We start from the raw sequence: 25,734 nt of genomic DNA on the forward strand, positions 1-25,734 counted from the left end.
TTTCACACCGTGGAATCAGCGCCCGGCCATCATTTGTCGTGCACGATGGTCTTGCGACCGCCGCCCGTCAATATTGCTGCAAAACCGCCCTTCTCGTGAATGGAGAAGACGATGATGGGAATGTGGTTTTCACGGGCCAGCGCAACAGCGGCGATGTCCATGACCGCAAGTCCCTTGCCCAATACTTCCGAGTGAGTCAATTCGTCAAAGCGGGTAGCCGTCGGGTCTTTCTTCGGATCGGCAGAGTAGATGCCATCAACCTGCGTACCCTTGAAGATTGCCTCGGCACCCATTTCCGCTGCGCGAAGTGCTGCAGCAGAGTCAGTCGTGAAGAACGGGTTGCCAGTGCCGCCGGCGAAAATCACGACACGGCCCTGCGCCATGTGGGACAGTGTGGCGCGCTGCGAAAAGCTTTCGCAAATTTCCGGCATGGCGATGGCCGAGAGAACGACGGTGTCGATGTCGAGCTTGCGCAGAGAGGTCGCAAGCGCCAGGGCGTTGATGACGGTCGCCAGCATGCCCATATGGTCACCGGTGACGCGGTCTCCACCCTTGGAAGCTACTGCCACGCCGCGGAAGATGTTGCCGCCGCCAACCACCACGCCAACTTCGACACCCATGGCGCGCGCCTCGGCGATATCGGAGGCAATACGATCTGCAACAGCGACGTCGATCCCGAAACCCTGATCGCCCATAAGGGCTTCGCCCGACGCCTTGAGAAGAACCCGTTTATAAAGCGGCTTGGAAGACATCATGACTCCTTAAAGCATGTCGCGCACGGTCAAATGTTTGTTTGCAATGACACATGCGAAAACCAGAGGAAGCTACACCGGCCGGACAAATCCAAAAGACTGCCCTGCCCGCGCAGGATATATATAACCGGAACGCGGATACACGAAGGGCACCGCGTTGTCACGCGATGCCCCGTAGTTTTCCCAGGTTTGGGTAAAGAGATCAGCCCTTGGCGACCGCAGCAACTTCAGCAGCGAAGTCGGTTTCTTCTTTTTCGATGCCTTCACCGAGCAGCAGGCGAGCCATGCCGACGACTTCGATCTTGGCACCGGCTTCCTTTTCGGCTTCCTTGACAGCGTCGCCAACCGTGATGTCAGGGTTGATGACGAAGGCCTGCGACAGAAGCGCGACTTCTTCGAAGAACTTGCGCATACGACCGTCAACCATCTTTTCGATGATGGCTTCTGGCTTGCCGGATTCACGAGCCTGCTCGATGAAAACGTTGCGCTCGCGCTCTGCAACGGCTGCGTCGACTTCTTCAGAACGGATGGCCAGCGGGTTGGTCGCAGCAATGTGCATGGCAATCTGACGGCCGATGGATGTCAGAACAGCCTTGTCGCCTTCGGACTGCAGCGCAACCAGAACGCCAAGCTTGCCGATGCCGTCGCCAGCAGCGTTGTGAACGTAGGTCGCAACAACGCCGTGCTTGACTTCGAGCAGAGCAGAACGACGAAGCGTCATGTTTTCGCCGATCGTGGCAATCGCGTCCTTGATGGTGTCGGCAACAGTCTTGCCGGACGCTGGGTAGGTCGCAGCAGCAACTGCGTCAACAGAACCGTCAGTCGTCAGAGCAACCGAAGCGACGCCACGAACGATGTCCTGGAAGGCATCGTTACGGGCAACGAAGTCGGTTTCGGAGTTGATTTCAACGACAACAGCCTTGTGACCGGCAGAAGCAATACCAATGAGACCTTCAGCAGCTGTACGGCCGGACTTCTTGTCAGCCTTGGCAATACCCTTGGCGCGCAGCCAGTCGATTGCAGCTTCCATGTCGCCGCCGGTTTCAGACAGCGCCTTTTTGCAATCCATCATGCCTGCGCCAGACTTCTCGCGCAGTTCCTTTACCATTGCGGCTGTAATTTCGCTCATTGTGTGCCTCTTGCGGTTCGTCGGTCACGGCGCCATTGCGGCACGACCTAAATCGGATTTTGGGAACGAATGTACCCGGAACTGTGACAGCCTGATGAAGAGGCCATCACGAAACGTTTTAATTTCACGCGTTACCATGAAGGACTGCGTGATTGAAACGAACAAGGCCGCCGAACTTTTCTAGTCCAGAACGGCCTTGTCTCGTCTCATGGAGAAAGCGGCATATCCATGCCGCCTCTAAGCTTTATTCGGCAGCGGTCTCAGCTGCTGCTTCTTCAAGTGCTGGCTCGATCGGAGCTTCTTCAGAAGCGCCGATGTCACGACCGGAAGAACCCTGCTGACGTGCGATACCGTCGATGGCTGCACGGGCAATCAGATCGCAATAGAGCGAGATTGCGCGCGACGCATCGTCGTTACCTGGGATCGGGAAGTCGATCTGGTCTGGATCGCAGTTGGAGTCGATGATCGCAACGACCGGAATGCCAAGACGCTTGGCTTCTTCGATCGCGATCTTTTCCTTGTTGGTGTCAACAATGAACATCAGGTCAGGAACGCCGCCCATATCGCGGATACCGCCGAGTGCCTTTTCAAGCTTCTCGCGTTCGCGCTCAAGGTTCAGGCGCTCTTTTTTGGAATAGCCAGATGCGTCGGAGTTGAGGATTTCGTCGACCTTGCGCAGGCGCTGGATAGAGTTCGAAATCGTCTTCCAGTTGGTCATCATGCCGCCGAGCCAACGCGAGTTGACGTAGTACTGAGCGGAGCGCTTTGCGCTGTCTGCGATGATTTCCGAAGCCTGACGCTTCGTGCCGACGAACAGAACGCGACCGCCACGGGCAACCGTGTCAGACACGACCTGAAGGGCGCGCGACAGCAAAGGAACTGTCTGAGCCAAGTCGATGATGTGGATGTTGCTGCGGTCGCCGAAGATGTACGGCTTCATCTTTGGGTTCCAGCGGTGTGTCTGGTGACCAAAGTGAACGCCAGCTTCCAGAAGCTGACGCATAGTGAAATCGGGCAATGCCATGCCTAGTTATCCTTTTCCGGTTGAACCCCCGCGAAGCAAACAGCGCCATCAAGATGGCACCACCGGGCGGAACGATCCGGATTTCTCCCGGAACATCCCAAGCTTCGCGTGTGGAATGGTGTGCCGCATACAGGCAGATTCTTCGAAAAGCAAGCTTTTATGCACAAAATTACGAAAACAGATCGACCAGTTTCAGCGGATCGGCTTGTTATCGCAGTTTTCCGCCTGGAGAATATCGAGCTTGGCAAGCTTGCCCGTCAAAACAAAATCGCCGTAATCCATCGTCAGATCACGGGTGATTCCATTTTCATAGAGCTTGAACGACATACGGTAGATCGGCAGAGAATCCGTGCCTGCCTTGTCGTTATAATAGGCAATCGTGACCGGCCAGAAGGGCGTTTTGGCGAAGTCACCGGCCATGCCGACATCTGGATCCGCGTCGCCGTCCTTCGGCGTTTGCTGCTTGCCGACCAGTGTAGACGTGATCAGGCTTTCATCGCCATCGTCAGATCCATCGAACACCCGCGATTCGAAAATGCGCTTTCCAAGCTTGGCGTTTTCGATGACCTGGAACATATGTTCCGTTGGAAACTCGCCAGCGGCGAGATCGATCTTCCTGGCGTCTGGCTTGGTCAAATCGATTTTCATGGTGCCATTGGCGTCGGCAGCCGAGCCCGTGACTTCCTTGTCCAGCTTGTCATCGGTAAACGACTTGGTCTCGAACTTGAATGTCTTCGACGCAGCATCTTCGAATGTCGTCGTCTGCTGGTCGGTCATCCGCACCGCATCGCCTGTATTGATCTGCGTAACGAAGCGGAAATCCGTCTTGTAGCCTTTGCAGGAAGAACCGGTGAATTCGTACACCATTCTGCCCGTCATGCCCTCGATGCCGGAACGGTCTGATGCGTCCTTCAACTCCAGGTCATACACGGCGCGGTGGGAAATCAGGTTCGGAATATTGGCAGGCACGGCACTTGCGACCTCGGGAGCCACGATAAAAGCACCGGAAGCAAAAGCAACTGCGAGGTTCCTAACAAACATTCAATATCTCCTGTTGGACTCACTGCTCATATTGTACAAGCAACCGCCCGGCTTTTGGACATCATGATCTGTCTGCCGGATTTTTGAAAGATTTACAACAAAAGCGGAGACGAAAATGTCGGATGCCATCGAAGCTCGCCTCAAGAACCTTGGCTACACCCTGCCTGTTGCCGCAGCACCCGCTGCAAACTACGTCCCATTCACCATCAGCGGTAATCTGCTCTATATTTCAGGCCAATTGCCGATGGAATCCGGCAAGGTTGCGGTCACGGGCCATGTGGGTCGCGATGTCGACGTGCCAACGGCCCAACGCGCCGCTGAACTGTGCGCCGTCAACATTCTCGCACAGGTAAAGGCAGCCCTCAATGGCGATCTGTCCAAAGTACGCCGCGTTTTGAAGCTCAATGGCTTTGTTGCGTCCGTCCCTGAGTTCACCGAGCAGCACCTCGTCATCAACGGCGCCTCGAACCTCATCGCCAATGTTTTGGGCGATGCCGGCAAACACGCGCGTGCAGCCGTCGGCATGGCCTCCCTGCCCTTCAATGCCGCAGTTGAAATCGACGCCATCGTGGAAATCGACGTATGACTTTGAAGCTCTCATGGTTGACGGAAACGCCAATCGCCCATCGCGGCTATCATGACCAGAACAAGCTGGTGTGGGAAAATACGCTGACCGCATTTTCCCGTGCCATCGAAGCCGGTTTCGCCATCGAATGCGACCTCCAACTGGCGTCCGATAGCGTGCCCGTCATCTTCCACGACGACGAAATGACGCGACTGACAGGCATAAAGGGCGATGTGCGGGAACGCACATCCGGCGAACTCGGTCTGCTGTCTGTCGGCCAGACGAAGGACCGGGTACCGACGCTCAAGCAGCTTTTGAAACTCTGCGCCGGCAAGGTCCCGCTCGTTCTGGAACTGAAGGGTCGCGAAGCCGCTGGCATCGATGACGGGTTCGCCGAGGCGGTTCTGGAAGTGCTGGAAGGTTATGAGGGCCATGTTGCGCTTATGAGCTTCGATCATCATTTGCTGAGAGACCTGAAAGCCGCCGGCTCGCCCTGGCCTCTTGGCTTGACCGCGGAAGGTGCCAACCCGGAAAACTTCTTCAAGCATGACGAAGCCATGCAGATCGGCCTTGATTTCATCTCCTATGCTTGGGCACATCTGCCAAACAGCTTTATCGAAGCACAAAAAAAACTCGGTCTTCCCATCATTACCTGGACGGTAAGGGATGAAAATGGTCGCGAGACATCCTATAAATATGCTGACCAGATAACGTTTGAGGGTTTTGACCCGAAAGAAAGCGTTCCAACCAGCGCATGAGCGAAGAATATTCCATTCGCGTAGAGCAATCCTTTAGGGATATTGACCCGGAAAGCTGGAACAGGCTTTCCGGCACGTCGAAATCTACGCGAACGGAAGACTACAACCCTTTCATATCACATGCTTATCTGCTATCCATGGAGGAGTCTGGATCGGCGACCTCCAAGACCGGCTGGCGCGGTCATCATCTGCTTCTGGACAAGGGTGATGGTACGCTTTCCGGCGCAATACCCGCTTATTTGAAGAGCCACAGTCGCGGCGAATATGTTTTCGATCAGGGTTGGGCAGATGCGCTGGAGCGGGCGGGTGGAAACTATTACCCCAAGCTGCAATGTTCCGTGCCTTTCACGCCAGCAACCGGGCCACGGCTGCTGACGAATGGCATCGATAGCGCTGCCTTCAAACAGGTTCTGGCGTCCGGCCTGAGACAGGTCACGGAACGTCTGGGCGTATCCTCCGCACATGTCACCTTCGCGCCGGGAGATGACGTCAGCGCGCTGGAAGACGAGGGTTTTCTGACCCGCACGGATCAGCAATTCCACTTCATCAACAATGGCTACCGCGACCACACGGATTTTCTGGATGCGTTGTCATCGCGCAAACGCAAGAGCCTGAAAAAAGAGCGCCGTTCCGCATTGGAAACCGGCATCGAAATCGACTGGCTGACCGGTAGCGACCTGACCGAAGACATCTGGGATCAGTTCTACGCCTTCTATATGGATACCGGCAGCCGCAAATGGGGTCGTCCGTACCTGACACGCGAATTCTATTCGCTGATCGGCCAGCGCATGGCTGACGATATTCTGCTGGTCATGGCCAAACGTGAAGGCCGGTATATTGCGGGTGCCATCAACTTCATCGGCGGTGACGCTCTTTATGGCCGGCACTGGGGTTGCATCGAGGACCATCCGTTTCTGCATTTCGAGGTTTGTTACCACCAGGCCATCGACTTCGCGCTGGCCAAGGGCCTGAAGCGTGTCGAGGCGGGCGCGCAGGGCGAGCACAAGCTGGCGCGCGGATATACGCCGGTGACCACCCAATCAGCCCACTTCATCACCCATCCAAGCCTGCGCAGAGCCATCGCCGACTATCTGGAACGCGAAAAGAGCGAAGTGCAGGAAATCGGCGACTATCTCGATGAACACAGCCCGTTCCGTAAGGGCGACCGGCAGGAAACCGACGAATAATCGAGCAGACACGAGGACAATCCATGACCTACGACACCAACAATATCTTCGCCAAAATCCTGCGCGATGAAATCCCTTGCGTGAAGGTCTATGAGGACGACGATACATTGGCCTTCATGGATGTGATGCCGCAAGCGCCCGGCCACGTACTGGTCATCCCCAAGACTGGCTCACGCAACATTCTGGATGCCGACCCCGAGATTTTGGCAAAAACCATCGCCGTCGTTCAAAAGCTTGCGGTCGCAGCAAAAGAGGCATTCGACGCAGATGGCGTTTACATCGCGCAGTTCAACGAACCTGCCGCAGGCCAGACGGTGTTCCATCTCCATTTCCATATCGTTCCGCGCAAGGAAGGCGAGCAGATGAAGCCTCACAGCGGCGCGATGGCTGATGTGGCATTGTTGAAGGCGCAGGCTGAGAAGATCAAAGCGGCGCTTTGATCTCGACTGTCAGTCAGCCGCGACACCCACCAGTTTTCCGGGCGCCAGGCCGGATGCTGCGGTTTTCGAAAGCGCTTTAACGATGCCACGGGAAATCGGATACACAACAGCGAAACAGGCGATACCGCCCCATATATCCGCCAGATGATGCCCGCCCTGAACTAGCACAGCTGGCAGCATCAGCACATTCAAAATGCCGATCGTGAAGACAAAAAAGACATGTCGGGGCACGAATACGACGGACATCAACGCCATAAAAATGTGGAATGACGGAAAGCCGATCAATCCAAGAATATTGGACGGCGAGAGATAACCCGCACCTTCCGCGCCCAATTGCATCAACTCACGACCATACTCCGGGCTGACTGCCAGCGGAATGGCAAGCGCCACCCACTCTGGAAGCGTGTGGTAGGCTTTCGCCCCGAATGTGGGAAAGACGACCCAGAAACAGATGCTGACGATGGCACCAATCGTGCCTGTCAGAAGAAAACAATGCAGCATCCTTTCCTCACCCGTAAAACCCAGCACGACAAGGATGACGAGCAATTGCGGAAGTGTGGTCATGTAGACGACATAAAGCGCTGTCCCCACGATGGGATAGGTCGCAGCCCACGTGACGATGGCGGGCCAGCTGTAACCGACCAAAGCGTCAATGCGCATCAACATGTCATCGATCGGTTGAAATGAGATCGGCAGAAAAACATAATTGAAGATCGACGCGAAAATCGTGAAAAGCACGTAGAGTCCGGACGCGGTAAGCACTGTCGCCAGCCGTGGATCTCTGCTGTGATAGCGGTAATATTGCCCTATGATCAGCGGCAACAGGCCGATCGCCAAGCTTACAGAATAGCCCAAAACATCGACGTCAATAGATTTCTGATAAATGAGAACCCCATCGAAACAAGCCAGCAAGAAAATGATGGCGAGTAACAAACGTTCAATCGGCAAAAGAAACATTCGGACCACGTTGCTGTTCAAAATAATATTTAAAGTAAATCATTCGATCAATCGCCGAAATTCATCACCATTATATTAAGAACAACATTCCGGCTGCCAAAACGACAAGCGGCGCGACGACACCGACAAACACTTTCTGTCCGCTGGCCAAAAACGCCGCAAACCCTAGCGCCGCAGCCCCAATCCGCAACCACATCGGCGAATGTTCCAGCACGCCGGTGGGAAACACGATCAGCTTTGCGGTGACGGCCATGACGAGAGACGTGGCAACGGCGCGGACCCAGTTCAGGACTTCCGAACCCTCTTTCAGCCGGTTACCAGCGAGTACACCCAGCCAGCGCCAGAGGTCCGTTGCGATCCAGCCTGCGATGGCGATGAAGAGATAAGGTGCCCACCACGCGTCGGTTATCATGGCTCACCCTGCGCCGTTGCAGGTTCGATTTTGCGGCGGAACCAGAAGCGGTCGATGAGATAAGCCAGCGTTCCGCCGCCGATACCGGCATAGAGAATATCGAATTCCGGCTCGATGACGGCGAATAACGGACCGCCGATCACGCCGATGACGAATGCGACCTTGACGACAGAATGTCGTGCAGACGCCCAGATGGATGACACGAAATAAACCGGCGTCAGAAAGAAGAGAACGCCTGCAACGACCGGCGGAAAAGCGGCAACTACGCCGTAGCAGATGGCAACGATCAACGCATTGATCAGCGTCAGCGTCATGCCGAAGCCCGCAAACCAGGCCACTCTCGCCTCACGCGGCACCTTGCTCAGGTTCTGTGTGGCAAAGACCCATGCGGTAATGGCGACGAAATGCGAGAGAAACAGCAGCACCCATGTCGGCGTCTTTGCGGTGCGCATTTCCGGCACGATGGACGCCACCATCGGCATCATGCGGATGGATGACAACGTCACCACCAGAAAGCAGGTCGCCAGCCCCGCGCCGCTGGTCATGGCACCAATCAGGATCATTTTGGCCGGTAGCGCCCAAATCGTCAGCGTCATGAAAACGGCTTCACCTCGGGTGACGCCCGATTCGAGTGCAAAGGCACTGAAACCCACGAATGATGTCATGAGGATGAGAGAAGGGAGCGAAAAAATCCCCCTCATTCCTCGGATAAACCAAAGATAAAGAGGTTCTGCTTCGCTTTCTAAGGGCATGTCTGCTTCCGGTATCGACATAGAAAATGCCGGGCGCAAACCCAGCACTTATCTTAATTGAAAGTCATATCACTTCTTTTTAGGAACCTTGGGCACCGTGTTGGCCTTGCGACGCGGCTTGGCCGTCTCATCCACCTTGTCGGTTTCCGCCACGACGGTTTCGGCTTCTGCTTCCTGTTCAGCCTTTGTGGCTTTTGCCTTCGCCTTGGCTTTGCCAGGAGATTTGGCTGCCTTCAGCTCAGCCTCAGGCTTTGGCTTCACGGGTGCCGTTTCCGACAGAACATTCAGCTTCAAACCTTCCGAACCATCCTCGTTCTTGCCCATGGCAACGCTGACGACACCACCCTTTTTGAGCTTTCCAAAGAGAATCTCGTTGGCAAGCGGCTTCTTGATGTATTCCTGAATGACGCGACCGAGCGGACGCGCACCCATTTTCTCATCATAGCCCTTCTCTGCCAGCCAGGCGATGGCATCCTCATGCAGATCGAAGGTGACATTGCGTTCGGAAAGCTGTGTTTCCAACTGCATGACGAACTTCTGAACCACCTTGTGGATAACGGCAGTCGGCAGCGGCGAGAACGGAATGATCGCATCCAGACGGTTGCGGAATTCCGGGGTGAACAAGCGGTTGAGCGCCTCTTCATCCTCACCAGTGCGCTTGGAAGAACCGAACCCGATAGCGGATTTGGCCATTTCCGATGCACCAGCATTGGTCGTCATGATCAGAATGACGTTGCGGAAGTCGATCTTCTTGCCGTTGTGGTCGGTCAGCGAACCGTGGTCCATGACCTGCAACAGGATATTGTAGATATCCGGATGCGCCTTCTCGATCTCATCCAGCAACACGACGGAGTGCGGATGCTGATCGACACCATCAGTCAACAGACCACCCTGGTCGAAGCCGACATAGCCTGGAGGTGCACCGAGCAGACGCGATACGGTGTGCCGCTCCATATATTCCGACATGTCGAAGCGCAGCATTTCCACGCCGAGAGATGCGGCAAGCTGCTTGGCAACTTCCGTCTTGCCGACGCCGGTCGGGCCGGAGAAGACGTAGGAGCCAATCGGCTTGTTGGGCTCGCGCAGACCGGCACGGGCAAGTTTGATCGCCGTGGACAGCGCCTCGATGGCGATATCCTGACCGTAAACCACCGAGCGCAGTTCTTTTTCCAGATTGGCGAGAACCATCTCGTCATCCTTGGATACCGTCTTGGCCGGAATACGCGCCATCGTCGCGATGGTGACTTCGATCTCCTTTTCGGTGATCAGCTTGCGGCGCTTGGATGGTGGCAGCAGCATCTGTGCGGCACCCGTCTCATCGATGACGTCGATTGCCTTATCCGGCAGCTTGCGATCAGAGATGTAACGGGCCGAAAGCTCCACCGCAGCCTTGATGGCTTCGTTGGAATAACGCAGGTGGTGGTAGCTCTCGAAATAAGGCTTCAAGCCCTTCATGATTTCGATCGCATCTTCGATGGATGGCTCGTTGACGTCGATCTTCTGGAAACGACGAACAAGCGCCCGGTCCTTCTCGAAGAACTGGCGATATTCCTTATAAGTGGTCGAGCCGATGCAACGGATCGCACCGGAGGAAAGAGCAGGCTTCAGAAGGTTGGACGCATCCATGGCACCACCAGACGTCGCGCCCGCACCGATGACGGTATGGATTTCATCGATGAACAGAACGGCACCCGGAAACTCTTCGAGTTCCTTGACGACCTGCTTCAAACGCTCTTCGAAGTCACCGCGGTAACGGGTACCAGCCAGCAATGTGCCCATGTCCAGCGAGAAGATCGTATCGTTCTTCAACGCTTCCGGCACTTTGCCTTCGACGATTCGTTTGGCCAAGCCTTCGGCAATCGCCGTTTTACCAACGCCTGGGTCCCCGACGTAAAGCGGGTTGTTCTTGGAGCGACGGCACAGAATCTGAATGGTGCGGTTCACCTCGGCATGTCTGCCGATCAGCGGATCGATCTTGCCACCGCGCGCCTTGTCGTTGAGATTGACGCAATAAGCCTTCAGCGCATCCTGCTGTTTTTTGGGTCCAGCACTATCCTCTTCGGAACCGGTGTTACGGGCCGGCTTGGCTTCGTTTTCGTTCTCTTCCGCGCCACGCGGCGTGCGGGTCTGTGATGTCCCGGGGCGCTTGCCGATGCCGTGGGAGATGTAGTTGACCGCGTCGTAGCGAGTCATCTCCTGTTCCTGAAGGAAATAGGCGGCGTGACTCTCGCGCTCGGCAAAAATCGCGACGAGAACGTTGGCACCAGTTACCTCTTCGCGTCCCGACGACTGAACGTGAATGACGGCTCTTTGGATAACGCGTTGGAAACCGGATGTCGGTTTTGAATCCTCGTCGTAACCTGTGACGAGGTTGGAAAGTTCACTGTCCACATAATCGACGACGGTCTTGCGCAGCGCGTCGATATCGACATTGCAGGCACCCATAACGGCGGCAGCGTCTGCGTCGTCTATCAAGGCCAGCAACAGATGCTCAAGCGTCGCATATTCGTGATGACGCTCATTTGCGAAGGTCAATGCCTGATGCAGCGCCTTCTCTAGACTTGGGGAAAAAGTTGGCACGTTGCGATCCTCATTTCTTTTCCATGACGCACTGTAGCGGGTGCTGGTGCTGTCGGGCGAAATCCATGACCTGACTTACTTTTGTCTCTGCGACCTCATATGTGAATATGCCGCATTCACCGACGCCGTGCTGGTGCACATGCAACATGATGCGGGTCGCTCCTTCCCTGTCCTTCTGGAAGAAACGCTCCAGAATGTGAATAACGAACTCCATGGGAGTATAATCGTCGTTCAGCAAAAGAACACGGTAAAGATTAGGCTTTTTCGTTTTTGGTTTTGTGCGGGTGATAACGGAAGTTCCGCGGTTTGTGCCGCCATCTTCCCCTTCGCTATCACCTTGCATGTAGATCGACGTCGCGATCATCTTTCATCATTCTCCAGATCAAACTCGCACCAGTTTTTCGACGGCGAGCCAGAATTTCGCTAACCTTTATTTAGGTCGTTACAGAGTGATTTTAAGCCCCCCACACCGCACTGCAATCACTAATACGTTCACTCGCGATGAAAGTGTGAAGAGAAGCATGACCCAAAGGGATTTGTGCAAGCCCATCCTAACGCGCCAATCCTCGCCTCAGCGTAACTGCGACGGCATGTTCAAAGGTCGCAACCTCCATCTTGCTGCAAATCGAAGAGACCAGATAACTTATGGTAATACTGGAAAGACCTATTTTTTCTGCAATCACATCGAAACCGTCACCGTCTAGGGCAAGAAAAAGCACCTGCTTTTCAAGACCGGAAAGAGGTTGTCTCTCTTCATTTTTCGCATGATCGATGATCCCCAGTCGAACATGCAGGTGAAACACCAACACATTCAATTGCTCGATCTCATCGATATCGAGACATGCGCGATCTCCTAAAAAACCGATGAGGCGCGGCCAGGACGAAATACCGAGCGCAGGAAAGCTAATTCCCATCGTTATGCCGGAAGCACGAAACATCTCTGCGGTTTCCGCCGTAATTTCGCCTATGGCTTGCTTCTGTATTATATTCCATGGCATCGGCCCCAAAGTTCCTGGCAAATGCTGCGAAAGCTGGGCGACGAAATTCGTCAAGCGCTCTTCTATTTTACAGGAAACAGCTGCTGGAACATTCGATGGAAAAAGAAAGGAGATAGGCTCCCCTTCGTCCAGACGCGATGTATCGAACACGCAGTAATACTGAAAGCCGAACAACTGCTGGATTTCAGTCAGCATCAGGCCGACCTCTTCCACCGTGTTCGTTTTCTGCAGTCTGATGAGAAGGTCCTCGTGAATTTTAAGCCTCTGCATCAAAAGAACTGGCCATCCGCTAAAGGCAGGATGGCCGGGCGAACGAACAAGTCAGCTTGGCGTTCCAGTGGCAGAGTATTGTGACAGGCTTTGCCTGTCAATTTTCACTATCCAGCATCTCGCGTACCGCCACAGCCAGTTGCTTCAGCGAAAACGGCTTCGGCAAAAAGCCGAATTTTGCATCGGCGGGAAGGTTCTTCGCGAAAGCGTCTTCGGCATAGCCGGACACAAAAATGAACTTCATATCGGGGTAGGTTTTGCGCAGTTCGCGCAGCAACGAAGGTCCATCCATTTCCGGCATCACGACATCCGAAACGACGATGTCGACCTTGCCCTCGAGCTCCTCCAGCACTTCCAGTGCCTCCGTGCCGGAACCAGCCTCGTGAACCGTATAACCGCGCGTTTCCAGCATGCGCTTGCCGCCGCGTCGCACCGCCTCTTCATCCTCCACCAGAAGAACGACGGCTGAATTACCCGTGAGGTCCTGCGTCTCTTCCTTGACCAAAGCCTTAGCTGCAGCATCCGCGGCGGCCTGGGCCGCCTCGCCTTCAAGTGGTGCTACCACTTCGATGATGTGGCGCGGCAGGAAGATACGGAAAGCCGTTCCTCTTCCCACTTCCGAATCCGGGTAGATATAGCCACCGGACTGCTTGACGATGCCGTAGACCATGGAAAGACCAAGACCTGTACCCTTGCCGACTTCCTTCGTCGTGAAGAAGGGCTCGAAAATCTTGTCCATGATTTCGGGTGGAATACCCGTGCCGGTATCCGCAACCTCGATCATGACAAGATCTTCGGCTGGAATATCCGAGCGTCCAAGCGCGACAACGTCGTCCACGGACATATTACGGGTGATGATCTTGATCTTGCCGCCGGTTGGCATGGCATCGCGCGCGTTGACGCAAAGGTTGATCAGAACCTGCTCGAACTGCGAAAGGTCGGTTTTGACAGGCCAGAGATCGCGGCCGTAATCCACTTCCAATTTGACGTTGGTGCCCGATATCAACCGGTCGACCAGCATGCGCAGATCGCCAATGACGTCAGTCAGGTTCAACACCGCCGGACGCATGGTCTGCTTGCGGGAAAACGCCAGAAGCTGCCGCACGAGAACGGCTGCACGGTTGGCGTTGCGCTTGATTTCCATCAGATCGGCAAAGCTGGCATCCGCAGGGCGCGCCTGCAACAGAAGATGGTCGGATGAAAGCAGGATCGCCGTCAGCACGTTGTTGAAGTCATGCGCGATACCGCCCGCCAATGTGCCGACCGCATTCATTTTCTGCGTCTGCGCCATTTGCGTTTCGAGCGCTTTCTGCTCGGTCACTTCGATGGCGTAGACGATGGCAACCTCTTCCGGCGCCTCGTCGTCCTGATCGATGACCGCATGGACGTAGAAACGGAAATGCCGCGTCTCGTCGGTTGGGTGGCGTGAATCGAATGGCGCGATATCGCCCTGACGGTCCTTGGCGGCGTCGATGGCCTGCAACAATTTCGGCTTGTCATTATCCAGCAGAACCGCGTCGAGAACGACGCCATTGTCGATATCGTCACGCCCGACGACGCCGGAGAAGAGCTTCAGGAACGGCGCGTTGGTGCGCAGAATGCGACCATCACCATCCAGCGAAGCAATTGCCATCGGCGTATTGTTGAAGAAGCGTGTAAAGCGCATGGCCGATGCCGACTCAGCGGTTTCCTTGCCCTTGGAGCGCATCAGAACGATGGTGCGGCTTTCGCCCGGTGCACCGTCTCGTGTCGCGGTAACCTGATGCACCAGCCTGGCCGGCATGCTCTGACCGTTCACCCGGCGCATATCGAGATCAAGCATTTCCGTGCGGTTGGTACCCGCATGCGGCTGGACCGACTCGATCAGCGCCATGCCCTCACCCGCAACGATATCCGAAACCGTCAACGAACCGGGAGAGAACTGCGCAAGATCGATACCCAGCCATTGCGACAGCGTGGCGTTGAGATAGACGATCTCGCCTCTCTTGCCCGCGGAGAAGAAGCCGGCCGGGGCGTGATCGAGATAGTCGATGGCGTTCTGCAATTCGCGGAAAAACCGTTCCTGATCTTCACGCTCCGTGGTGATGTCGGCGATCTGGAAAACATGAAGATCATTGCCGCTGGCATCCTTCAGCAGCCGTGCCTTCAGGCGATACCAATGCGGGCCGGACTGCGACGTGGTTTCGCTCAATGGCTTCAGAAGGCGAAACTCTTCGTAGCCGTCCTTGCCTTCGCGTAGCGCGTTGATCAGCCGGTAAAGCGCCTCGGTCGATTCCCGATCGCGGGAAAGCAACGCTTCCAGGCTCTGAATTTCGGTGGCCTTCGTCGCACCCGTCATCTGGCAATAGGTCGCGTTGGCATAGACCAGCCGACCCTTCGGATCGGTGATCAGCGTTCCATCCGGATGGGACGACAGAAACTGCCGCGCCATGCCATCGGATTGAGATTGCGGCATGACCTCGATGAAACCGATGGCCGATGACACCAGAAAGAAGATGCCGAGCATGGCCAGAACGCCGAGAATGCCGAGGACGACTTCGTTTTCCAGCGAATCCTTGAAATACACGAAAGCGACGGCTGCTGCGACGAGAACAAGTGCCAATAGCAAAATGCGCAAAAGGGTGCCCGATCTTGCCCGCCTGTCCACCAACGGGAAGTCATTGTCGCTGGCTTGGCTCACCTTGGTCATAGAGGCTCTAACCCTTGCAATTTTGCCGACCCATGGACATTCGAAGACAAATACTCCGAACGGAATCGCTTTTGTCTATCCCTTGTAGCAATTTGCCGAAATGTCAAAAAGCTCCGCCGCACCATAAACCTTTGCCAATACACAACGAATACGGCTGATTTCATGCGATATCGGTGTTTGCGTGGCCGCTTTGCCACGCCAAAAGACGCCCACCTGCCCAACACGGCAGCATTTTCATGACGGAATGCTGATAAAAACTTGTGCTGAGCGCAAAAAAATCGTCTTTTCGCATCAAACCGCTTGAAAAAATCAGGTACGGCAATCATTTGCCCTCCAAAAGACCAAAGGGACTGGCTCAATGATGGAAGAATTTATCGGCACTTATGGCAACAACCTGATTGTTGCTGTCGTCGGTGTCGGCGTAGCACTTCTGGCAATGGCCATCATCATGTGGCTCATTCGCAGACGCGGTGGTTCTTCTCCCTTCATTCGCGGCGGCAAGAACCGTCAACCCCGTTTGCAAGTGCTGGACGCCACGGCCGTCGATGCCCGCCGCAGGCTGGTTCTGGTGCGTCGCGATAATGTCGAACACCTCGTCATGATTGGCGGCCCGACCGACATCGTTATCGAAAGTGGAATCGGTGCCATCCCGATCATGCGAGACGTGCGCGATCCGCAGGACGACCTGCTTCAGGTGCCGCCTTCGGAAAAATCCATCGCTTCGAACCGCCCAAGAGCTTTGACGTCTGGCCGAGAAGAAGAGATTCGTACAACGGCACCCATCGCCACAGCTGCTCCGGCTCCGGCCGCAGCAGCTGCACCGGTCGCTCAGCCAAGGCCAGAGCCAAAACCTGCGCCGAGCGTTGCGCCACCTCGGCCAATCGCTGCAGCTCCGCCCAAGCCCATGGCTCCTCCCATTGTTGCTTCACCACCAGCTACTCCCGCCCCGCGCCCCGTTCAGCCGGCATCGCAGCCTATGCCAGAGGTCGCGCCCGCTCCAAAGCCGGTCCCCAGAGAGCCCATTTCCCCACCTCTGACTGCCGCTGTCGTTCCCGCCGTGACAGCCGCCTCCTTGCAACAAGAACCGGTCGCAAAACCCAGCGCGCCCGAACCTGTTGTCGTTCAACAACCAGCACCGCCGCCCGTCGTTGTGACGCCACCGCCCGTAGCTGCGCCGGAACCTGTCATCGATCAACATAACGCGGTCGATTTCCTCGATGCAGCGCGGGAGCGCGTGCTACCGACGTTCCGGACTGCGACCCCGCTAACCGTCACCGCCAATATCGCAAAACCGGAACCTCTGGCACCCGGCGAAAGCGGTGCGGTCTTTGGCGATCAATTGACGAGCGATTTCGAAAGCTTTCTCGAAGCCGAAATCGCCAAGAACAATGCCGCAGAAGCACCCGATGTAAGCCTGGAGCCAAGACAGCAGCGGGAGTTTACAGAACCCGTTGCCCCGCCAGCACCGGGTACATCGACCGACCAGGACGTCCAGAAGGAAATGGCGCGCATTTTCGGTGAGATGGCAGTCACCCGCGACAAATAATCCATGCCGCTATGGCATCACCTTCGAACTGCCTGACGGCCTGCCGCTCTCCTCGGCGGGCCGTCGGTTTTCGCAGTCCCCAAGCGTTGTAATTGTCCCGCGACTCTGATCAACGTCGCTGACGGGAACAAAGGGTGATCGCATGACCGCGTCGGCAACAAGCGCAACGGCATTAAAGGGCATGCTGATCATGGCGGGCTGCATGATCGTGCTACCGGTTATGGATGCCATCGCCAAATACATGGCTGTTTCCGAAGGCATGTCGCCTGCTCAGGTCACGTTCTACCGCTTCTTCTTCCAGCTCGTCTGCACTCTGCCCCTGCTGCTGATCATGTCGCCCCGTGCGCTGCTTTCTGCAAAACGGCCATGGCTCAATCTGTTGCGCGGGGTTTTGCATGCGGCGGCGAGCCTGGCCTTCTTCGCTGCGGTCAAATACATGCCGCTGGCGGACGTATTTGCTATCTACTTTGTCGAACCCTTTCTGCTGACAATGATGTCGGCGCTGTTTCTGGGCGAGAAAGTCGGTTGGATGCGCTGGAGCGCTATTGCCGTGGGTTTCGTCGGCGCGATGATCGTCATCCAACCGAGCTTTGAGGTCTTTGGGTGGACGTCGCTTCTGCCGGTCGCCTGTGCCTTTCTCTTCACGCTCTACCTCTTCCTCAACCGCGCGATGGGCGATGCGGACAGTCCGCTGGTCATGCAGACCATGGCGGGCATCGCCGGTACTGTGTTCATGGGCGCAGCGCTATTGCTCGGTCATGGACTGGGAGATGTGAACTTCGAAATGTCGCTGCCTGGCTGGGGCCACGGCCTGGTGCTTCTGGTTCTGCTCGGCTCGATATCCGGTTACATGCACCTTCTCGTCGTCAAGGCGTTTCGCCTTGCGCCGGTTTCGCTGCTGGCACCTTTTCAGTATTTCGAAATCATTTCCGCGACGGTTCTCGGTTACGTCCTGTTTTCAGACTTCCCAACCGCGTCGAAATGGCTCGGCATCGTCATCATCGTCGCGTCCGGCCTTTTCATCATCTGGCGCGAGCGCCGGGCCGCAAACAAGACGATCACCGAGGTCGCAGAAGTTTGACGAATATGGGCTCTTGCCCTTGTTCCAGCCGTTGAGGTCGGGCAAAAGTCTTCTCGACTTATATGCATACAATCATGGAGACGAAAATGGACGTTCGCGCCGCAGTCGCTGTTCAGGCAGGCAAGCCACTGGAAATCATGACGGTTCAGTTGGAAGGACCTCGCGCTGGCGAAGTGCTGATCGAGGTCAAGGCAACCGGCCTTTGCCACACGGACGATTTCACGCTCTCCGGTGCAGACCCGGAAGGTCTGTTCCCTGCCATTCTCGGCCATGAGGGCGCAGGCATCGTGGTCGATGTCGGCCCGGGCGTCACATCCGTCAAGAAGGGCGATCACGTCATTCCGCTCTACACGCCGGAATGCCGCGAATGCCCATCATGCCTGTCGCGCAAGACCAACCTCTGCACCGCCATCCGCTCTACCCAGGGTCAGGGCGTGATGCCAGATGGAACCAGCCGCTTTTCCATCGGCAAGGACAAAATCCACCATTACATGGGTTGCTCGACCTTCGCGAATTATACGGTTCTGCCGGAAATCGCCGTCGCCAAGATCAACCCGGACGCGCCATTCGACAAGGTCTGCTACATCGGCTGCGGCGTAACCACCGGTATCGGTGCCGTCATCAACACAGCCAAGGTCGAGATCGGCTCCACGGCCATCGTGTTCGGTCTGGGTGGCATCGGCCTCAACGTCATTCAGGGCCTGAAGATCGCCGGTGCCGACATGATCATCGGTGTCGATCTCAACAACGACAAGAAGGCCTGGGGTGAACGCTTCGGCATGACGCACTTCGTCAACCCGAAGGATGCGGGCGACGATATCGTGCCTTACCTCGTCAATCTGACGAAGCGCGGCGCAGACCAGATCGGCGGCGCAGACTATACATTCGATTGCACCGGCAACACCAAGGTCATGCGTCAGGCGCTGGAATCCTCACATCGCGGTTGGGGAAAGTCGGTCGTCATTGGCGTCGCCGGTGCCGGTCAGGAAATCTCCACCCGCCCCTTCCAGCTGGTCACCGGCCGCACCTGGATGGGCACCGCTTTCGGCGGCGCACGCGGCCGCACCGATGTTCCCAAAATCGTGGACTGGTACATGGAAGGCAAGATCCAGATCGACCCAATGATCACCCACACCATGCCGCTGGAAGACATCAACAGAGGCTTTGAGATGATGCATTCAGGCGAGAGCATCCGGGGCGTGGTGGTTTATTGATTGATTGATCAATCAACACCGTCCTTCGGCGGAAGCGCCGGGGGACAATACTATTCGAACTAGACGACTCTAGACATATCACAGTCCCCCAGCTCCCTCATTCCTGTGCTTGTCACAGGAATCCAGTCGATGCGCGTCTGCGCATCGGGAAGACTCTTTGCAGCCCAAAGACTTGGGCTGGCTGGATTTCTGTGACAAGCACAGGAATGAGGGACGATAGGGAAGTGGCGGAATGGTATGTCACGGCAGTTTAGAAAGCTAAACCAGCCGCTTGTCACCCGTCGCGAACTTCGCCTTCAGCAAGCATTCGTCATATTCCGCATCCGCCGTCGAATCGAACACGATCCCACCGCCGACATTGAAGGTAGCCCCGCCACCCTCGAACAACGTTATCGTGCGGATCGCGACAGAAAAGCGCATGTCACCATCAGGTGAAATCATCCCAATGGCACCGCAATAGGCGTTACGCGGGCCAATCTCCAGATCGTGCAGTATTTCCATCGCCCGCATCTTCGGCGCACCCGTCACCGAACCGCAGGGAAACAAAGCCGCGAAAACATCCTCTACCGTCATGTCGGGCAAAAGCTTCGCGCGGACATGGCTGACCATCTGGTGAACGGTGGGATAGGTCTCGATCTCGAAAAGCTTGGGGACATGCAACGTGCCAACTTCGGCAATACGCGAAATGTCATTGCGCAGCAGATCGACGATCATGCGGTTTTCGGCAAGCGTCTTTTCATCCTTCCGCATGCCGGCAACCAGCGCGGCATCCTGCGCAGGTGAAGCGCCGCGCTTGATCGTTCCCTTCATGGGATGCGTTTCGATCCAGCCGTCCTGCACTGCGAAAAACAGTTCTGGCGATCGCGACAGTACGACGGGGCCGCCGAGGTTGACGAGCGCACCATATTTGACCGGCTGCCGCTCGATCAGCGACCAGAAGGCCGTGAGCGGATCGCCGTTCCAGCGGGCGTGGACAGGCATGGTGAGATTGGCCTGATAACAGTCACCCTGCCGCAAATGTTGGTGCAGCTTTGAAAACTGCTTTCGATAATTTTCCAACGTCCATCCAGGTTTGATGTCGCTTAGAAAATCATCCGCATTGATGAGTGGGCCGGGGCTCGCCCGCTCAACATCACCCGCTGGTGATGCGAACACTCCAAAGCACAGCAACGGCACATCGCGCTTGGCACTCGCCAGCGGTGCCAGCTTTCTCTCGAAGAGATAGCCCGCCTCATAGGACATGTAACCCGCAAGGTATTTGCCTGCGGTCCGCGCAGCCTGCATTCGGGCAAGAGCCGGGAAAAAATCTTCCGCCTCATGCGCAAGGATCATCTCTTCCGGATCGGTAAACAACGTTACCGAGCCGGTCGTGTCATCGCGAAAAAGCACATAAGGCGCGGTCAGCAAATCCGTTCAATCCCTCAAAACGTCAGATGGGATCGATATCGCCTTTCGCCCACATTTCAATGGTCTCGGCATAGAAATCCGCAAAGCGGCCTTCCTCGATGGATTTGCGGATGCCCTGCATCAGTTCCTGATAATAGGCGAGATTATGCCAGGACAGCAGCATGCCGCCCAGCGCCTCGTTGGAGCGGGCCAGATGATGCAGGTAGGCGCGGGAGTAATCACGGCTTGCCGGGCAGTTGGACTGCTCGTCCAGCGGGCGCATATCTTCCGCATGGCGGGCGTTGCGAATGTTGACGCGGCCGCGCCGGGTAAAGGCCAGACCGTGACGACCAGAGCGGGTCGGCATGACGCAGTCGAACATATCGATGCCGCGCGCGACCGATTTCAAGATATCATCCGGCGTACCGACGCCCATCAGGTAGCGCGGCTTTTCGGTCGGCAAAACCGGCAGGGTGATGTCGAGCATGCCGAGCATCACGTCTTGTGGTTCGCCCACGGCAAGACCGCCGACGGCGTAACCCTTGAGGTCGAGTTGCTTCAAACCTTCCGCCGAGCGGATACGCAAATCCGGCTGATCTCCGCCCTGCACGATGCCGAACATGGCTTTGCCCGGTTGCTCACCAAATTGAACGCGGCAGCGCTCGGCCCAGCGCAGCGACATTTCCATAGCGCGCTCGATTTCCTTGCGCTCGGCTGGCAGCGCGATGCACTCGTCCAGCTGCATCTGGATGTCCGAATCGAGCATGCCCTGAATTTCGATGGAGCGTTCCGGCGACATGTGGTGCAGCGAGCCATCGAGATGGCTTTTGAAAGTCACACCCTTTTCGTCCAGTTTGCGCAGGCCGGACAGCGACATGACCTGAAACCCGCCGCTATCCGTCAGGATCGGATGAGGCCAGCGGATCAGCTCATGCAGACCGCCAAGACGTTGAACGCGCTCCGGGCCGGGTCGCAGCATCAGGTGGTAGGTGTTGCCCAAAATGACATCGGCACCCAGTTCGCGCACCTGCTCCAGATACATGGCCTTGACGGTGCCGACCGTGCCGACCGGCATGAAGGCCGGTGTATGGATGGTGCCGCGCGGCATGGCCACTTCGCCAAGGCGCGCGCCGCCGCTGGTTGCTTTGAGGGTGAAGGTGAAGTTCTCTTGCATCAAATTTTCCGGAAAAGCAGGCTGGAATCGCCATAGGAATAGAAACGGTAACCGGTCTCGATCGCGCGGCGATAAGCCTCACGCATCGTTTCCAGCCCGCAGAACGCCGACACCAGCATAACAGCGTGGATTTCGGCAGGTGAAAATTCGTCATCAGAATATCGACTGCCTTGAAGCGATATCCCGGTGTTATGAAGATGCCGGTCGGTCCAGACCACGGCACGATCTGACCATCATCAGCCGCTGCACTTTCGATCAGCCGCAACGACGTTGTACCGACGCAAACGATGCGCCCGCCCCTTGCCTTGACGGCATTCAACTTGGCCGCCGTCTCCTCGGTAACAGTGCCGATTTCGAGGTGCATCTTGTGCTCCTCGGTATCGTCGGCCTTCACGGGCAAAAACGTGCCAGCGCCGACATGCAGCGTCACGAAGTGCCGTTCGATCCCGGCTTTATCCAAGGCTTCGAAGAGCGCGGGCGTAAAATGCAGGCCTGCGGTGGGGGCCGCAACGGCACCTTTCTCGCGGGCGTAAATCGTCTGGTAATCGGTCTGGTCCTGCGCGTCTTCCGGGCGCTTGGCCGCGATGTAAGGTGGAAGCGGGATATGACCGACGGAGGCGATCGCCTCATCTAGCACCGGGCCGGAGACGTCGAACAGCAGGGTGATTTCACCCTCCTCGCCCTTCTCCTCAACCGTAGCTTCCAGAAAAGCCAAGCCGCAGGCATTGTCACGCTCGTAACCGAAGCGGATCCTATCACCCTGCTTGATGCGCTTGCCTGGACGGGCAAAAGCCTTCCAGCGGCTGGCATCTGCGCGCATGTGCAGCGTGGCGGAAACGGCAGTCTCCGGCGCACCCTCACGCAACCGCACGCCCTCAAGCTGGGCGGGAATGACGCGGGTGTCGTTGAAGACCAGCGCATCGCCGGGTTTCAGGAAGCTCGGGAGATCGAAAACATTATGGTCCGTCATGCTGTCCGCATTCGGATCGACCACGAGCAGACGCGCACTGTCGCGCGGGCTCGCCGGGCGAAGCGCGATGTTGTCGTCAGGAAGGTCGAAGTCGAACAGGTCTACACGCATGATGGGACTCTCGAAAACATCAAAACCCGCCCTCCATTCTCATGTGGGGCGGGTAATTTGGGTGACAAGGCGCTCTCTCTACACTCGCCGTCATCCTCGGGCTTGACCCGAGGATCTAACGATCCACAACGTCAGACGTGGTTAGATCCTCGGGTCAAGCCCGAGGATGACGGCGGATAGGCTTGATACCTGTGTCAACCAATCAAAACCCGCCCCGCAGTTGCCTGCGAGGCGGGCCAAATGTCTATATCCTACGCTCAGGCTGCAGAAGCAAGGCGGATGGAGACGATGGAATCGGGATCCTTTACAGGCTCGCCGCGCTTGATCTTGTCGATGGCTTCCATGCCTTCGATGACCTGGCCCCAAACGGTGTACTGCTTGTTCAGCCATGGGCTGTCGGTAAAGCAGATGAAGAACTGCGAGTTTGCAGAATTCGGGCTCTGCGAACGGGCCATGGAGCATGTGCCGCGAACGTGGGAAATGGCGGAGAATTCGGCCTGCAGGTCAGGCTTTTCAGAGCCGCCCATACCGGCACGTGCCGGGTTGAAGCTTTCAGAACCCTTCTTGCCGAACTTCACGTCGCCGGTCTGCGCCATGAAATCGGTGATGACGCGGTGAAAAACAACGCCGTCATAGGCCTGCTCGGAAACCAGTTCCTTGATGCGCGCAACGTGGCCTGGGGCCACTTCCGGCAGCAGCTGGATGACGACTTTGCCAGTCGTTGTTTCCATGATGAGGGTGTTTTCCGGATCCTTGATCTCGGCCATGGTATCTCTCCTTCTAGTGTGGCTTTCGCCCGGTTTTATTTCTTGCCGACGGTAACTTTGATCATGCGGTCAGGGTCGGTCACTTCGCCGTTTCCACCCTTGCCACGCTTGATCTTGTCTACGAATTCCATGCCGGACACGACTTTGCCGACAACCGTATATTGTCCGTTGAGGGACGCGCCCTTGTCGAACATGATGAAGAACTGCGAGTTGGCGGAATTCGGGTCCTGCGAACGTGCCATGCCGACCGTGCCGCGCTCGAACGGAACCTTGGAGAACTCGGCTGGGATATCCGGCAGATCGGAACCGCCTGTACCGGCGCGCTGGGCGCTGAAGGACTTGGCCATGTTGCCATACTGCACGTCACCGGTCTGGGCCATGAAGCCCTGGATCACGCGGTGGAAAGCGACGTTGTCATAAGCGCCCTTTTCGGCCAGCGCCTTGATCTGCGCGACGTGCTTGGGGGCGACTTCCGGCATAAGCTGGATGACAACAGGACCGTCCTTCAATTGAATGGTCAGAAATTCGGCGGCAGACGCCAGGCTGCTGGCAGCAATCGCGCTGATGAACAGGACGCCAGCAAAGGCAGATCGAAGCAGTTTCATTGGATGGGCTCCAGATAAAGGGCTGAATTATCTCTTCAGCTTGCTGTTAAGGGCTTCAAGCACGGCTTGCGGCACAAACGCTTCCACATTGCCGCCCATGGAGGCGATCTGGCGAACCAATGTGGCGGTAATGGGCCGCGATGCCGTTCCGGCGGGAAGAAAAACGGTCTGGATGTCGGGTGCCATCTGCCTGTTCATGCCCGCCATCTGCATTTCGTAATCCAGATCCGTGCCATCCCGAAGGCCACGAACCAGAAGGCTGGCACCATGCTCACGGGCGGCATCAACGACAAGATTTCCAAAGGAAACGACCTTCAGACGGGACGCGGCATCTGGCACGACGTCATTCAGGGAACGACGAATGAGGTCTGCACGCTCTTCGAACGTAAACAATGGTGCTTTGCCCGGATGAATGCCAATCGCGACGATCACTTCGGACGCGACGTTCAATGACTGAATCAGAACGTCGAGATGTCCGTTGGTCATCGGATCGAAGGATCCGGGATAAAAGGCAATCGTCATATCGCTCTCGATATTTCCGCGCGGCGTGCAAATGAATGTGCCGCCTTTTGTCATGGAAGACCAGGCTTCGCAAGACCTTGGGGTAGCAAGCCTCCCGTGGTGCACCCATTCCAGATGCGTGAACAGCGTATGAATGCACCATTCAGGGTGGCTTCAAACCGCATCGCTTATAACGGTCTCATCGAATGGCAACGGGCGTCAAACCCCAATCGGAGACGGAAATGCTGGTTTTCATGATGGTCCTGGCAATCGCGACATCCCTCGTCGTTGAATATGTCTTTATGGATTGACGTGAACTGCCGATTTTCTGAACGCCAGATGAACGAAGCATTCAAGCAAGCTTCACAGGCGCAATGCTAATCGATTTTTAACAATTTAGCGGAACTGGATTCAGTATCGCGCGTTCAAATCCCAGGTAAAGGAACAGACAGATGTTTATCAAAGAAAAACAGTCTACTTCGGCTAAGATCGGCGTGATTAGCACAGCTTGGACAATGTTGGTTATTGCGATGCTGGCAACGACGTTCAGCCTTTACGGACAAAAGACACAGCAGAACGGCCCGGACTATCCGCAGCTTACCGCCCGCAGTCAGTATATGAACTACTACTGATCCGTTGGGAGTGATATAGCTATCACCTCTGGAGTTATACTTCTATGCTTACATTCTTGACAGTGCTCATAGCCCTCATCAGCGTCATGTTTGTTGGATCAGTCATCTCGGTGGTGACGGAAAGCCGCAAGGAAGAAGAAGACTTCAGAGAGATGATGGAACGCAACAAGGCGTTCTGATCGCACCAGAGTGC

Annotated in this window: 25 protein-coding genes and 1 pseudogene; 9 read left to right on the plus strand and 17 right to left on the minus strand. The window is 56.3% G+C overall.

Annotated features, from left to right (window positions below):
- Positions 1-29: 29 nt before the first annotated feature.
- From pyrH to DSM25558_RS01215, 4 genes are all read right to left on the minus strand, one after another.
- Entirely contained in the window at positions 30-752 is a 723-nt protein-coding gene (pyrH, locus tag DSM25558_RS01200) for a UMP kinase (RefSeq protein WP_067644183.1), read from the minus strand.
- Positions 753-954: 202 nt separating this feature from the next.
- On the minus strand, positions 955-1,881 hold the full coding sequence (gene tsf / locus DSM25558_RS01205) for a translation elongation factor Ts (RefSeq protein ID WP_077100996.1): 927 nt from the start codon (positions 1,879-1,881) through the stop codon (positions 955-957).
- A 244-nt stretch (positions 1,882-2,125) separates the two neighbouring features.
- Positions 2,126-2,905 (minus strand): 30S ribosomal protein S2, encoded by a 780-nt coding sequence (gene rpsB, locus DSM25558_RS01210; protein ID WP_067643195.1) that lies wholly within the window; start codon positions 2,903-2,905, stop codon positions 2,126-2,128.
- A gap of 192 nt (positions 2,906-3,097) precedes the next feature.
- Positions 3,098-3,946 (minus strand): cell envelope integrity EipB family protein, encoded by an 849-nt coding sequence (locus DSM25558_RS01215; RefSeq protein ID WP_077100998.1) that lies wholly within the window; start codon positions 3,944-3,946, stop codon positions 3,098-3,100.
- A 115-nt stretch (positions 3,947-4,061) separates the two neighbouring features.
- Here DSM25558_RS01215 and DSM25558_RS01220 point away from each other — a divergent pair, with 115 nt between their 5' ends.
- From DSM25558_RS01220 to DSM25558_RS01235, 4 genes are read left to right on the plus strand one after another with little or no spacing between them, the layout of a single operon-like run.
- Positions 4,062-4,532, plus strand: a complete 471-nt coding sequence (locus DSM25558_RS01220) for a RidA family protein (protein WP_077101000.1) — start codon at positions 4,062-4,064, stop codon at positions 4,530-4,532.
- Entirely contained in the window at positions 4,529-5,269 is a 741-nt protein-coding gene (locus DSM25558_RS01225; RefSeq protein WP_077101002.1) for a glycerophosphodiester phosphodiesterase family protein, read from the plus strand. The genes DSM25558_RS01220 and DSM25558_RS01225 overlap by 4 nt, the downstream gene beginning before the upstream one ends.
- Positions 5,266-6,456, plus strand: a complete 1,191-nt coding sequence (locus DSM25558_RS01230; RefSeq protein WP_077101004.1) for a GNAT family N-acetyltransferase — start codon at positions 5,266-5,268, stop codon at positions 6,454-6,456. The genes DSM25558_RS01225 and DSM25558_RS01230 overlap by 4 nt, the downstream gene beginning before the upstream one ends.
- 23 nt (positions 6,457-6,479) lie before the next feature.
- Positions 6,480-6,896 (plus strand): HIT family protein, encoded by a 417-nt coding sequence (locus DSM25558_RS01235; RefSeq protein WP_077101006.1) that lies wholly within the window; start codon positions 6,480-6,482, stop codon positions 6,894-6,896.
- Between the two features lie 9 nt (positions 6,897-6,905).
- On the opposite strand, the gene DSM25558_RS01240 is transcribed toward DSM25558_RS01235, so the two are convergent.
- From DSM25558_RS01240 to cckA, 7 genes are all read right to left on the minus strand, one after another.
- On the minus strand, positions 6,906-7,718 hold the full coding sequence (locus DSM25558_RS01240; protein ID WP_244554083.1) for a phosphatase PAP2 family protein: 813 nt from the start codon (positions 7,716-7,718) through the stop codon (positions 6,906-6,908).
- Between the two features lie 205 nt (positions 7,719-7,923).
- Positions 7,924-8,265: an AzlD domain-containing protein gene (locus tag DSM25558_RS01245; RefSeq protein ID WP_077101009.1), complete on the minus strand. Its 342-nt coding sequence runs from the start codon at positions 8,263-8,265 to the stop codon at positions 7,924-7,926.
- Complete coding sequence (locus DSM25558_RS01250; protein ID WP_077101011.1) at positions 8,262-9,017, minus strand: AzlC family ABC transporter permease; 756 nt, start codon at positions 9,015-9,017, stop codon at positions 8,262-8,264. The genes DSM25558_RS01245 and DSM25558_RS01250 overlap by 4 nt, the downstream gene beginning before the upstream one ends.
- Before the next feature lie 69 nt (positions 9,018-9,086).
- The gene (gene clpA / locus DSM25558_RS01255) at positions 9,087-11,597 is read right to left on the minus strand and encodes an ATP-dependent Clp protease ATP-binding subunit ClpA (RefSeq protein ID WP_077101013.1); all 2,511 of its coding nucleotides are present in this window, start codon (positions 11,595-11,597) and stop codon (positions 9,087-9,089) included.
- A gap of 10 nt (positions 11,598-11,607) precedes the next feature.
- Positions 11,608-11,961, minus strand: coding sequence for an ATP-dependent Clp protease adapter ClpS (clpS, locus tag DSM25558_RS01260; RefSeq protein WP_077101015.1), 354 nt, complete (start codon positions 11,959-11,961; stop codon positions 11,608-11,610).
- Between the two features lie 187 nt (positions 11,962-12,148).
- A complete protein-coding gene (locus DSM25558_RS01265; protein ID WP_159442470.1) occupies positions 12,149-12,790 on the minus strand; it encodes a helix-turn-helix transcriptional regulator in 642 nt (213 codons plus the stop codon).
- 172 nt (positions 12,791-12,962) lie between these two features.
- On the minus strand, positions 12,963-15,554 hold the full coding sequence (gene cckA / locus DSM25558_RS01270; RefSeq protein WP_077101019.1) for a cell cycle histidine kinase CckA: 2,592 nt from the start codon (positions 15,552-15,554) through the stop codon (positions 12,963-12,965).
- A gap of 358 nt (positions 15,555-15,912) precedes the next feature.
- Here cckA and DSM25558_RS01275 point away from each other — a divergent pair, with 358 nt between their 5' ends.
- From DSM25558_RS01275 to DSM25558_RS01285, 3 genes are all read left to right on the plus strand, one after another.
- Positions 15,913-17,100 (plus strand): flagellar biosynthetic protein FliO, encoded by a 1,188-nt coding sequence (locus tag DSM25558_RS01275; RefSeq protein ID WP_077101021.1) that lies wholly within the window; start codon positions 15,913-15,915, stop codon positions 17,098-17,100.
- Between the two features lie 142 nt (positions 17,101-17,242).
- Complete coding sequence (locus tag DSM25558_RS01280; RefSeq protein ID WP_077101022.1) at positions 17,243-18,181, plus strand: DMT family transporter; 939 nt, start codon at positions 17,243-17,245, stop codon at positions 18,179-18,181.
- Between the two features lie 86 nt (positions 18,182-18,267).
- Complete coding sequence (locus DSM25558_RS01285) at positions 18,268-19,395, plus strand: S-(hydroxymethyl)glutathione dehydrogenase/class III alcohol dehydrogenase (protein ID WP_077101024.1); 1,128 nt, start codon at positions 18,268-18,270, stop codon at positions 19,393-19,395.
- 258 nt (positions 19,396-19,653) lie between these two features.
- Here the strand turns inward: DSM25558_RS01285 and DSM25558_RS01290 are convergent, their stop codons facing one another.
- The 6 genes and pseudogenes from DSM25558_RS01290 to coaD form a co-directional block, all read right to left on the minus strand.
- A complete protein-coding gene (locus DSM25558_RS01290) occupies positions 19,654-20,802 on the minus strand; it encodes an aminodeoxychorismate synthase component I (protein ID WP_143239975.1) in 1,149 nt (382 codons plus the stop codon).
- A gap of 22 nt (positions 20,803-20,824) precedes the next feature.
- Complete coding sequence (tgt, locus tag DSM25558_RS01295) at positions 20,825-21,955, minus strand: tRNA guanosine(34) transglycosylase Tgt (protein ID WP_077101026.1); 1,131 nt, start codon at positions 21,953-21,955, stop codon at positions 20,825-20,827.
- 74 nt (positions 21,956-22,029) lie between these two features.
- Positions 22,030-23,036: pseudogene (gene queA / locus DSM25558_RS01300) on the minus strand (tRNA preQ1(34) S-adenosylmethionine ribosyltransferase-isomerase QueA); the annotation flags it as partial.
- 257 nt (positions 23,037-23,293) lie between these two features.
- The gene (locus tag DSM25558_RS01305) at positions 23,294-23,803 is read right to left on the minus strand and encodes a peptidylprolyl isomerase (RefSeq protein WP_077101028.1); all 510 of its coding nucleotides are present in this window, start codon (positions 23,801-23,803) and stop codon (positions 23,294-23,296) included.
- A 35-nt stretch (positions 23,804-23,838) separates the two neighbouring features.
- The gene (locus DSM25558_RS01310) at positions 23,839-24,408 is read right to left on the minus strand and encodes a peptidylprolyl isomerase (protein WP_077101029.1); all 570 of its coding nucleotides are present in this window, start codon (positions 24,406-24,408) and stop codon (positions 23,839-23,841) included.
- Positions 24,409-24,435: 27 nt separating this feature from the next.
- Positions 24,436-24,930 carry a pantetheine-phosphate adenylyltransferase gene (gene coaD / locus DSM25558_RS01315; protein ID WP_077101457.1) on the minus strand — a complete coding sequence of 165 codons (495 nt, stop codon included), beginning with the start codon at positions 24,928-24,930 and terminating at the stop codon, positions 24,436-24,438.
- A 431-nt stretch (positions 24,931-25,361) separates the two neighbouring features.
- Here coaD and DSM25558_RS01320 point away from each other — a divergent pair, with 431 nt between their 5' ends.
- Both DSM25558_RS01320 and DSM25558_RS29620 read left to right on the plus strand, forming a co-directional pair.
- The gene (locus DSM25558_RS01320; protein ID WP_077101031.1) at positions 25,362-25,541 is read left to right on the plus strand and encodes a hypothetical protein; all 180 of its coding nucleotides are present in this window, start codon (positions 25,362-25,364) and stop codon (positions 25,539-25,541) included.
- Between the two features lie 44 nt (positions 25,542-25,585).
- Complete coding sequence (locus tag DSM25558_RS29620) at positions 25,586-25,720, plus strand: hypothetical protein (RefSeq protein ID WP_256387042.1); 135 nt, start codon at positions 25,586-25,588, stop codon at positions 25,718-25,720.
- Positions 25,721-25,734: the final 14 nt, after the last annotated feature.

Source organism: Agrobacterium sp. DSM 25558 (genome assembly GCF_900100825.1).
Lineage (GTDB): Bacteria > Pseudomonadota > Alphaproteobacteria > Rhizobiales > Rhizobiaceae > Agrobacterium.

Coding starts and splice junctions, on each gene's coding strand:
- DSM25558_RS01225 (WP_077101002.1), top strand. CDS start 4,529: ATGACTTTGAAGCTCTCATGGTTGACGGAAACGCCAATCGCCCATCGC.
- DSM25558_RS01215 (WP_077100998.1), bottom strand. CDS start 3,946: ATGTTTGTTAGGAACCTCGCAGTTGCTTTTGCTTCCGGTGCTTTTATC.
- DSM25558_RS29620 (WP_256387042.1), top strand. CDS start 25,586: ATGCTTACATTCTTGACAGTGCTCATAGCCCTCATCAGCGTCATGTTT.
- DSM25558_RS01245 (WP_077101009.1), bottom strand. CDS start 8,265: ATGATAACCGACGCGTGGTGGGCACCTTATCTCTTCATCGCCATCGCA.
- clpS (WP_077101015.1), bottom strand. CDS start 11,961: ATGATCGCGACGTCGATCTACATGCAAGGTGATAGCGAAGGGGAAGAT.
- DSM25558_RS01250 (WP_077101011.1), bottom strand. CDS start 9,017: ATGCCCTTAGAAAGCGAAGCAGAACCTCTTTATCTTTGGTTTATCCGA.
- DSM25558_RS01265 (WP_159442470.1), bottom strand. CDS start 12,790: ATGCTGACTGAAATCCAGCAGTTGTTCGGCTTTCAGTATTACTGCGTG.
- DSM25558_RS01280 (WP_077101022.1), top strand. CDS start 17,243: ATGACCGCGTCGGCAACAAGCGCAACGGCATTAAAGGGCATGCTGATC.
- tgt (WP_077101026.1), bottom strand. CDS start 21,955: ATGCAAGAGAACTTCACCTTCACCCTCAAAGCAACCAGCGGCGGCGCG.
- DSM25558_RS01305 (WP_077101028.1), bottom strand. CDS start 23,803: ATGGCCGAGATCAAGGATCCGGAAAACACCCTCATCATGGAAACAACG.
- DSM25558_RS01230 (WP_077101004.1), top strand. CDS start 5,266: ATGAGCGAAGAATATTCCATTCGCGTAGAGCAATCCTTTAGGGATATT.
- DSM25558_RS01285 (WP_077101024.1), top strand. CDS start 18,268: ATGGACGTTCGCGCCGCAGTCGCTGTTCAGGCAGGCAAGCCACTGGAA.
- pyrH (WP_067644183.1), bottom strand. CDS start 752: ATGTCTTCCAAGCCGCTTTATAAACGGGTTCTTCTCAAGGCGTCGGGC.
- rpsB (WP_067643195.1), bottom strand. CDS start 2,905: ATGGCATTGCCCGATTTCACTATGCGTCAGCTTCTGGAAGCTGGCGTT.
- DSM25558_RS01220 (WP_077101000.1), top strand. CDS start 4,062: ATGTCGGATGCCATCGAAGCTCGCCTCAAGAACCTTGGCTACACCCTG.
- tsf (WP_077100996.1), bottom strand. CDS start 1,881: ATGAGCGAAATTACAGCCGCAATGGTAAAGGAACTGCGCGAGAAGTCT.
- DSM25558_RS01320 (WP_077101031.1), top strand. CDS start 25,362: ATGTTTATCAAAGAAAAACAGTCTACTTCGGCTAAGATCGGCGTGATT.
- DSM25558_RS01275 (WP_077101021.1), top strand. CDS start 15,913: ATGATGGAAGAATTTATCGGCACTTATGGCAACAACCTGATTGTTGCT.
- cckA (WP_077101019.1), bottom strand. CDS start 15,554: ATGACCAAGGTGAGCCAAGCCAGCGACAATGACTTCCCGTTGGTGGAC.
- coaD (WP_077101457.1), bottom strand. CDS start 24,930: ATGACGATTGCCTTTTATCCCGGATCCTTCGATCCGATGACCAACGGA.
- DSM25558_RS01235 (WP_077101006.1), top strand. CDS start 6,480: ATGACCTACGACACCAACAATATCTTCGCCAAAATCCTGCGCGATGAA.
- DSM25558_RS01310 (WP_077101029.1), bottom strand. CDS start 24,408: ATGAAACTGCTTCGATCTGCCTTTGCTGGCGTCCTGTTCATCAGCGCG.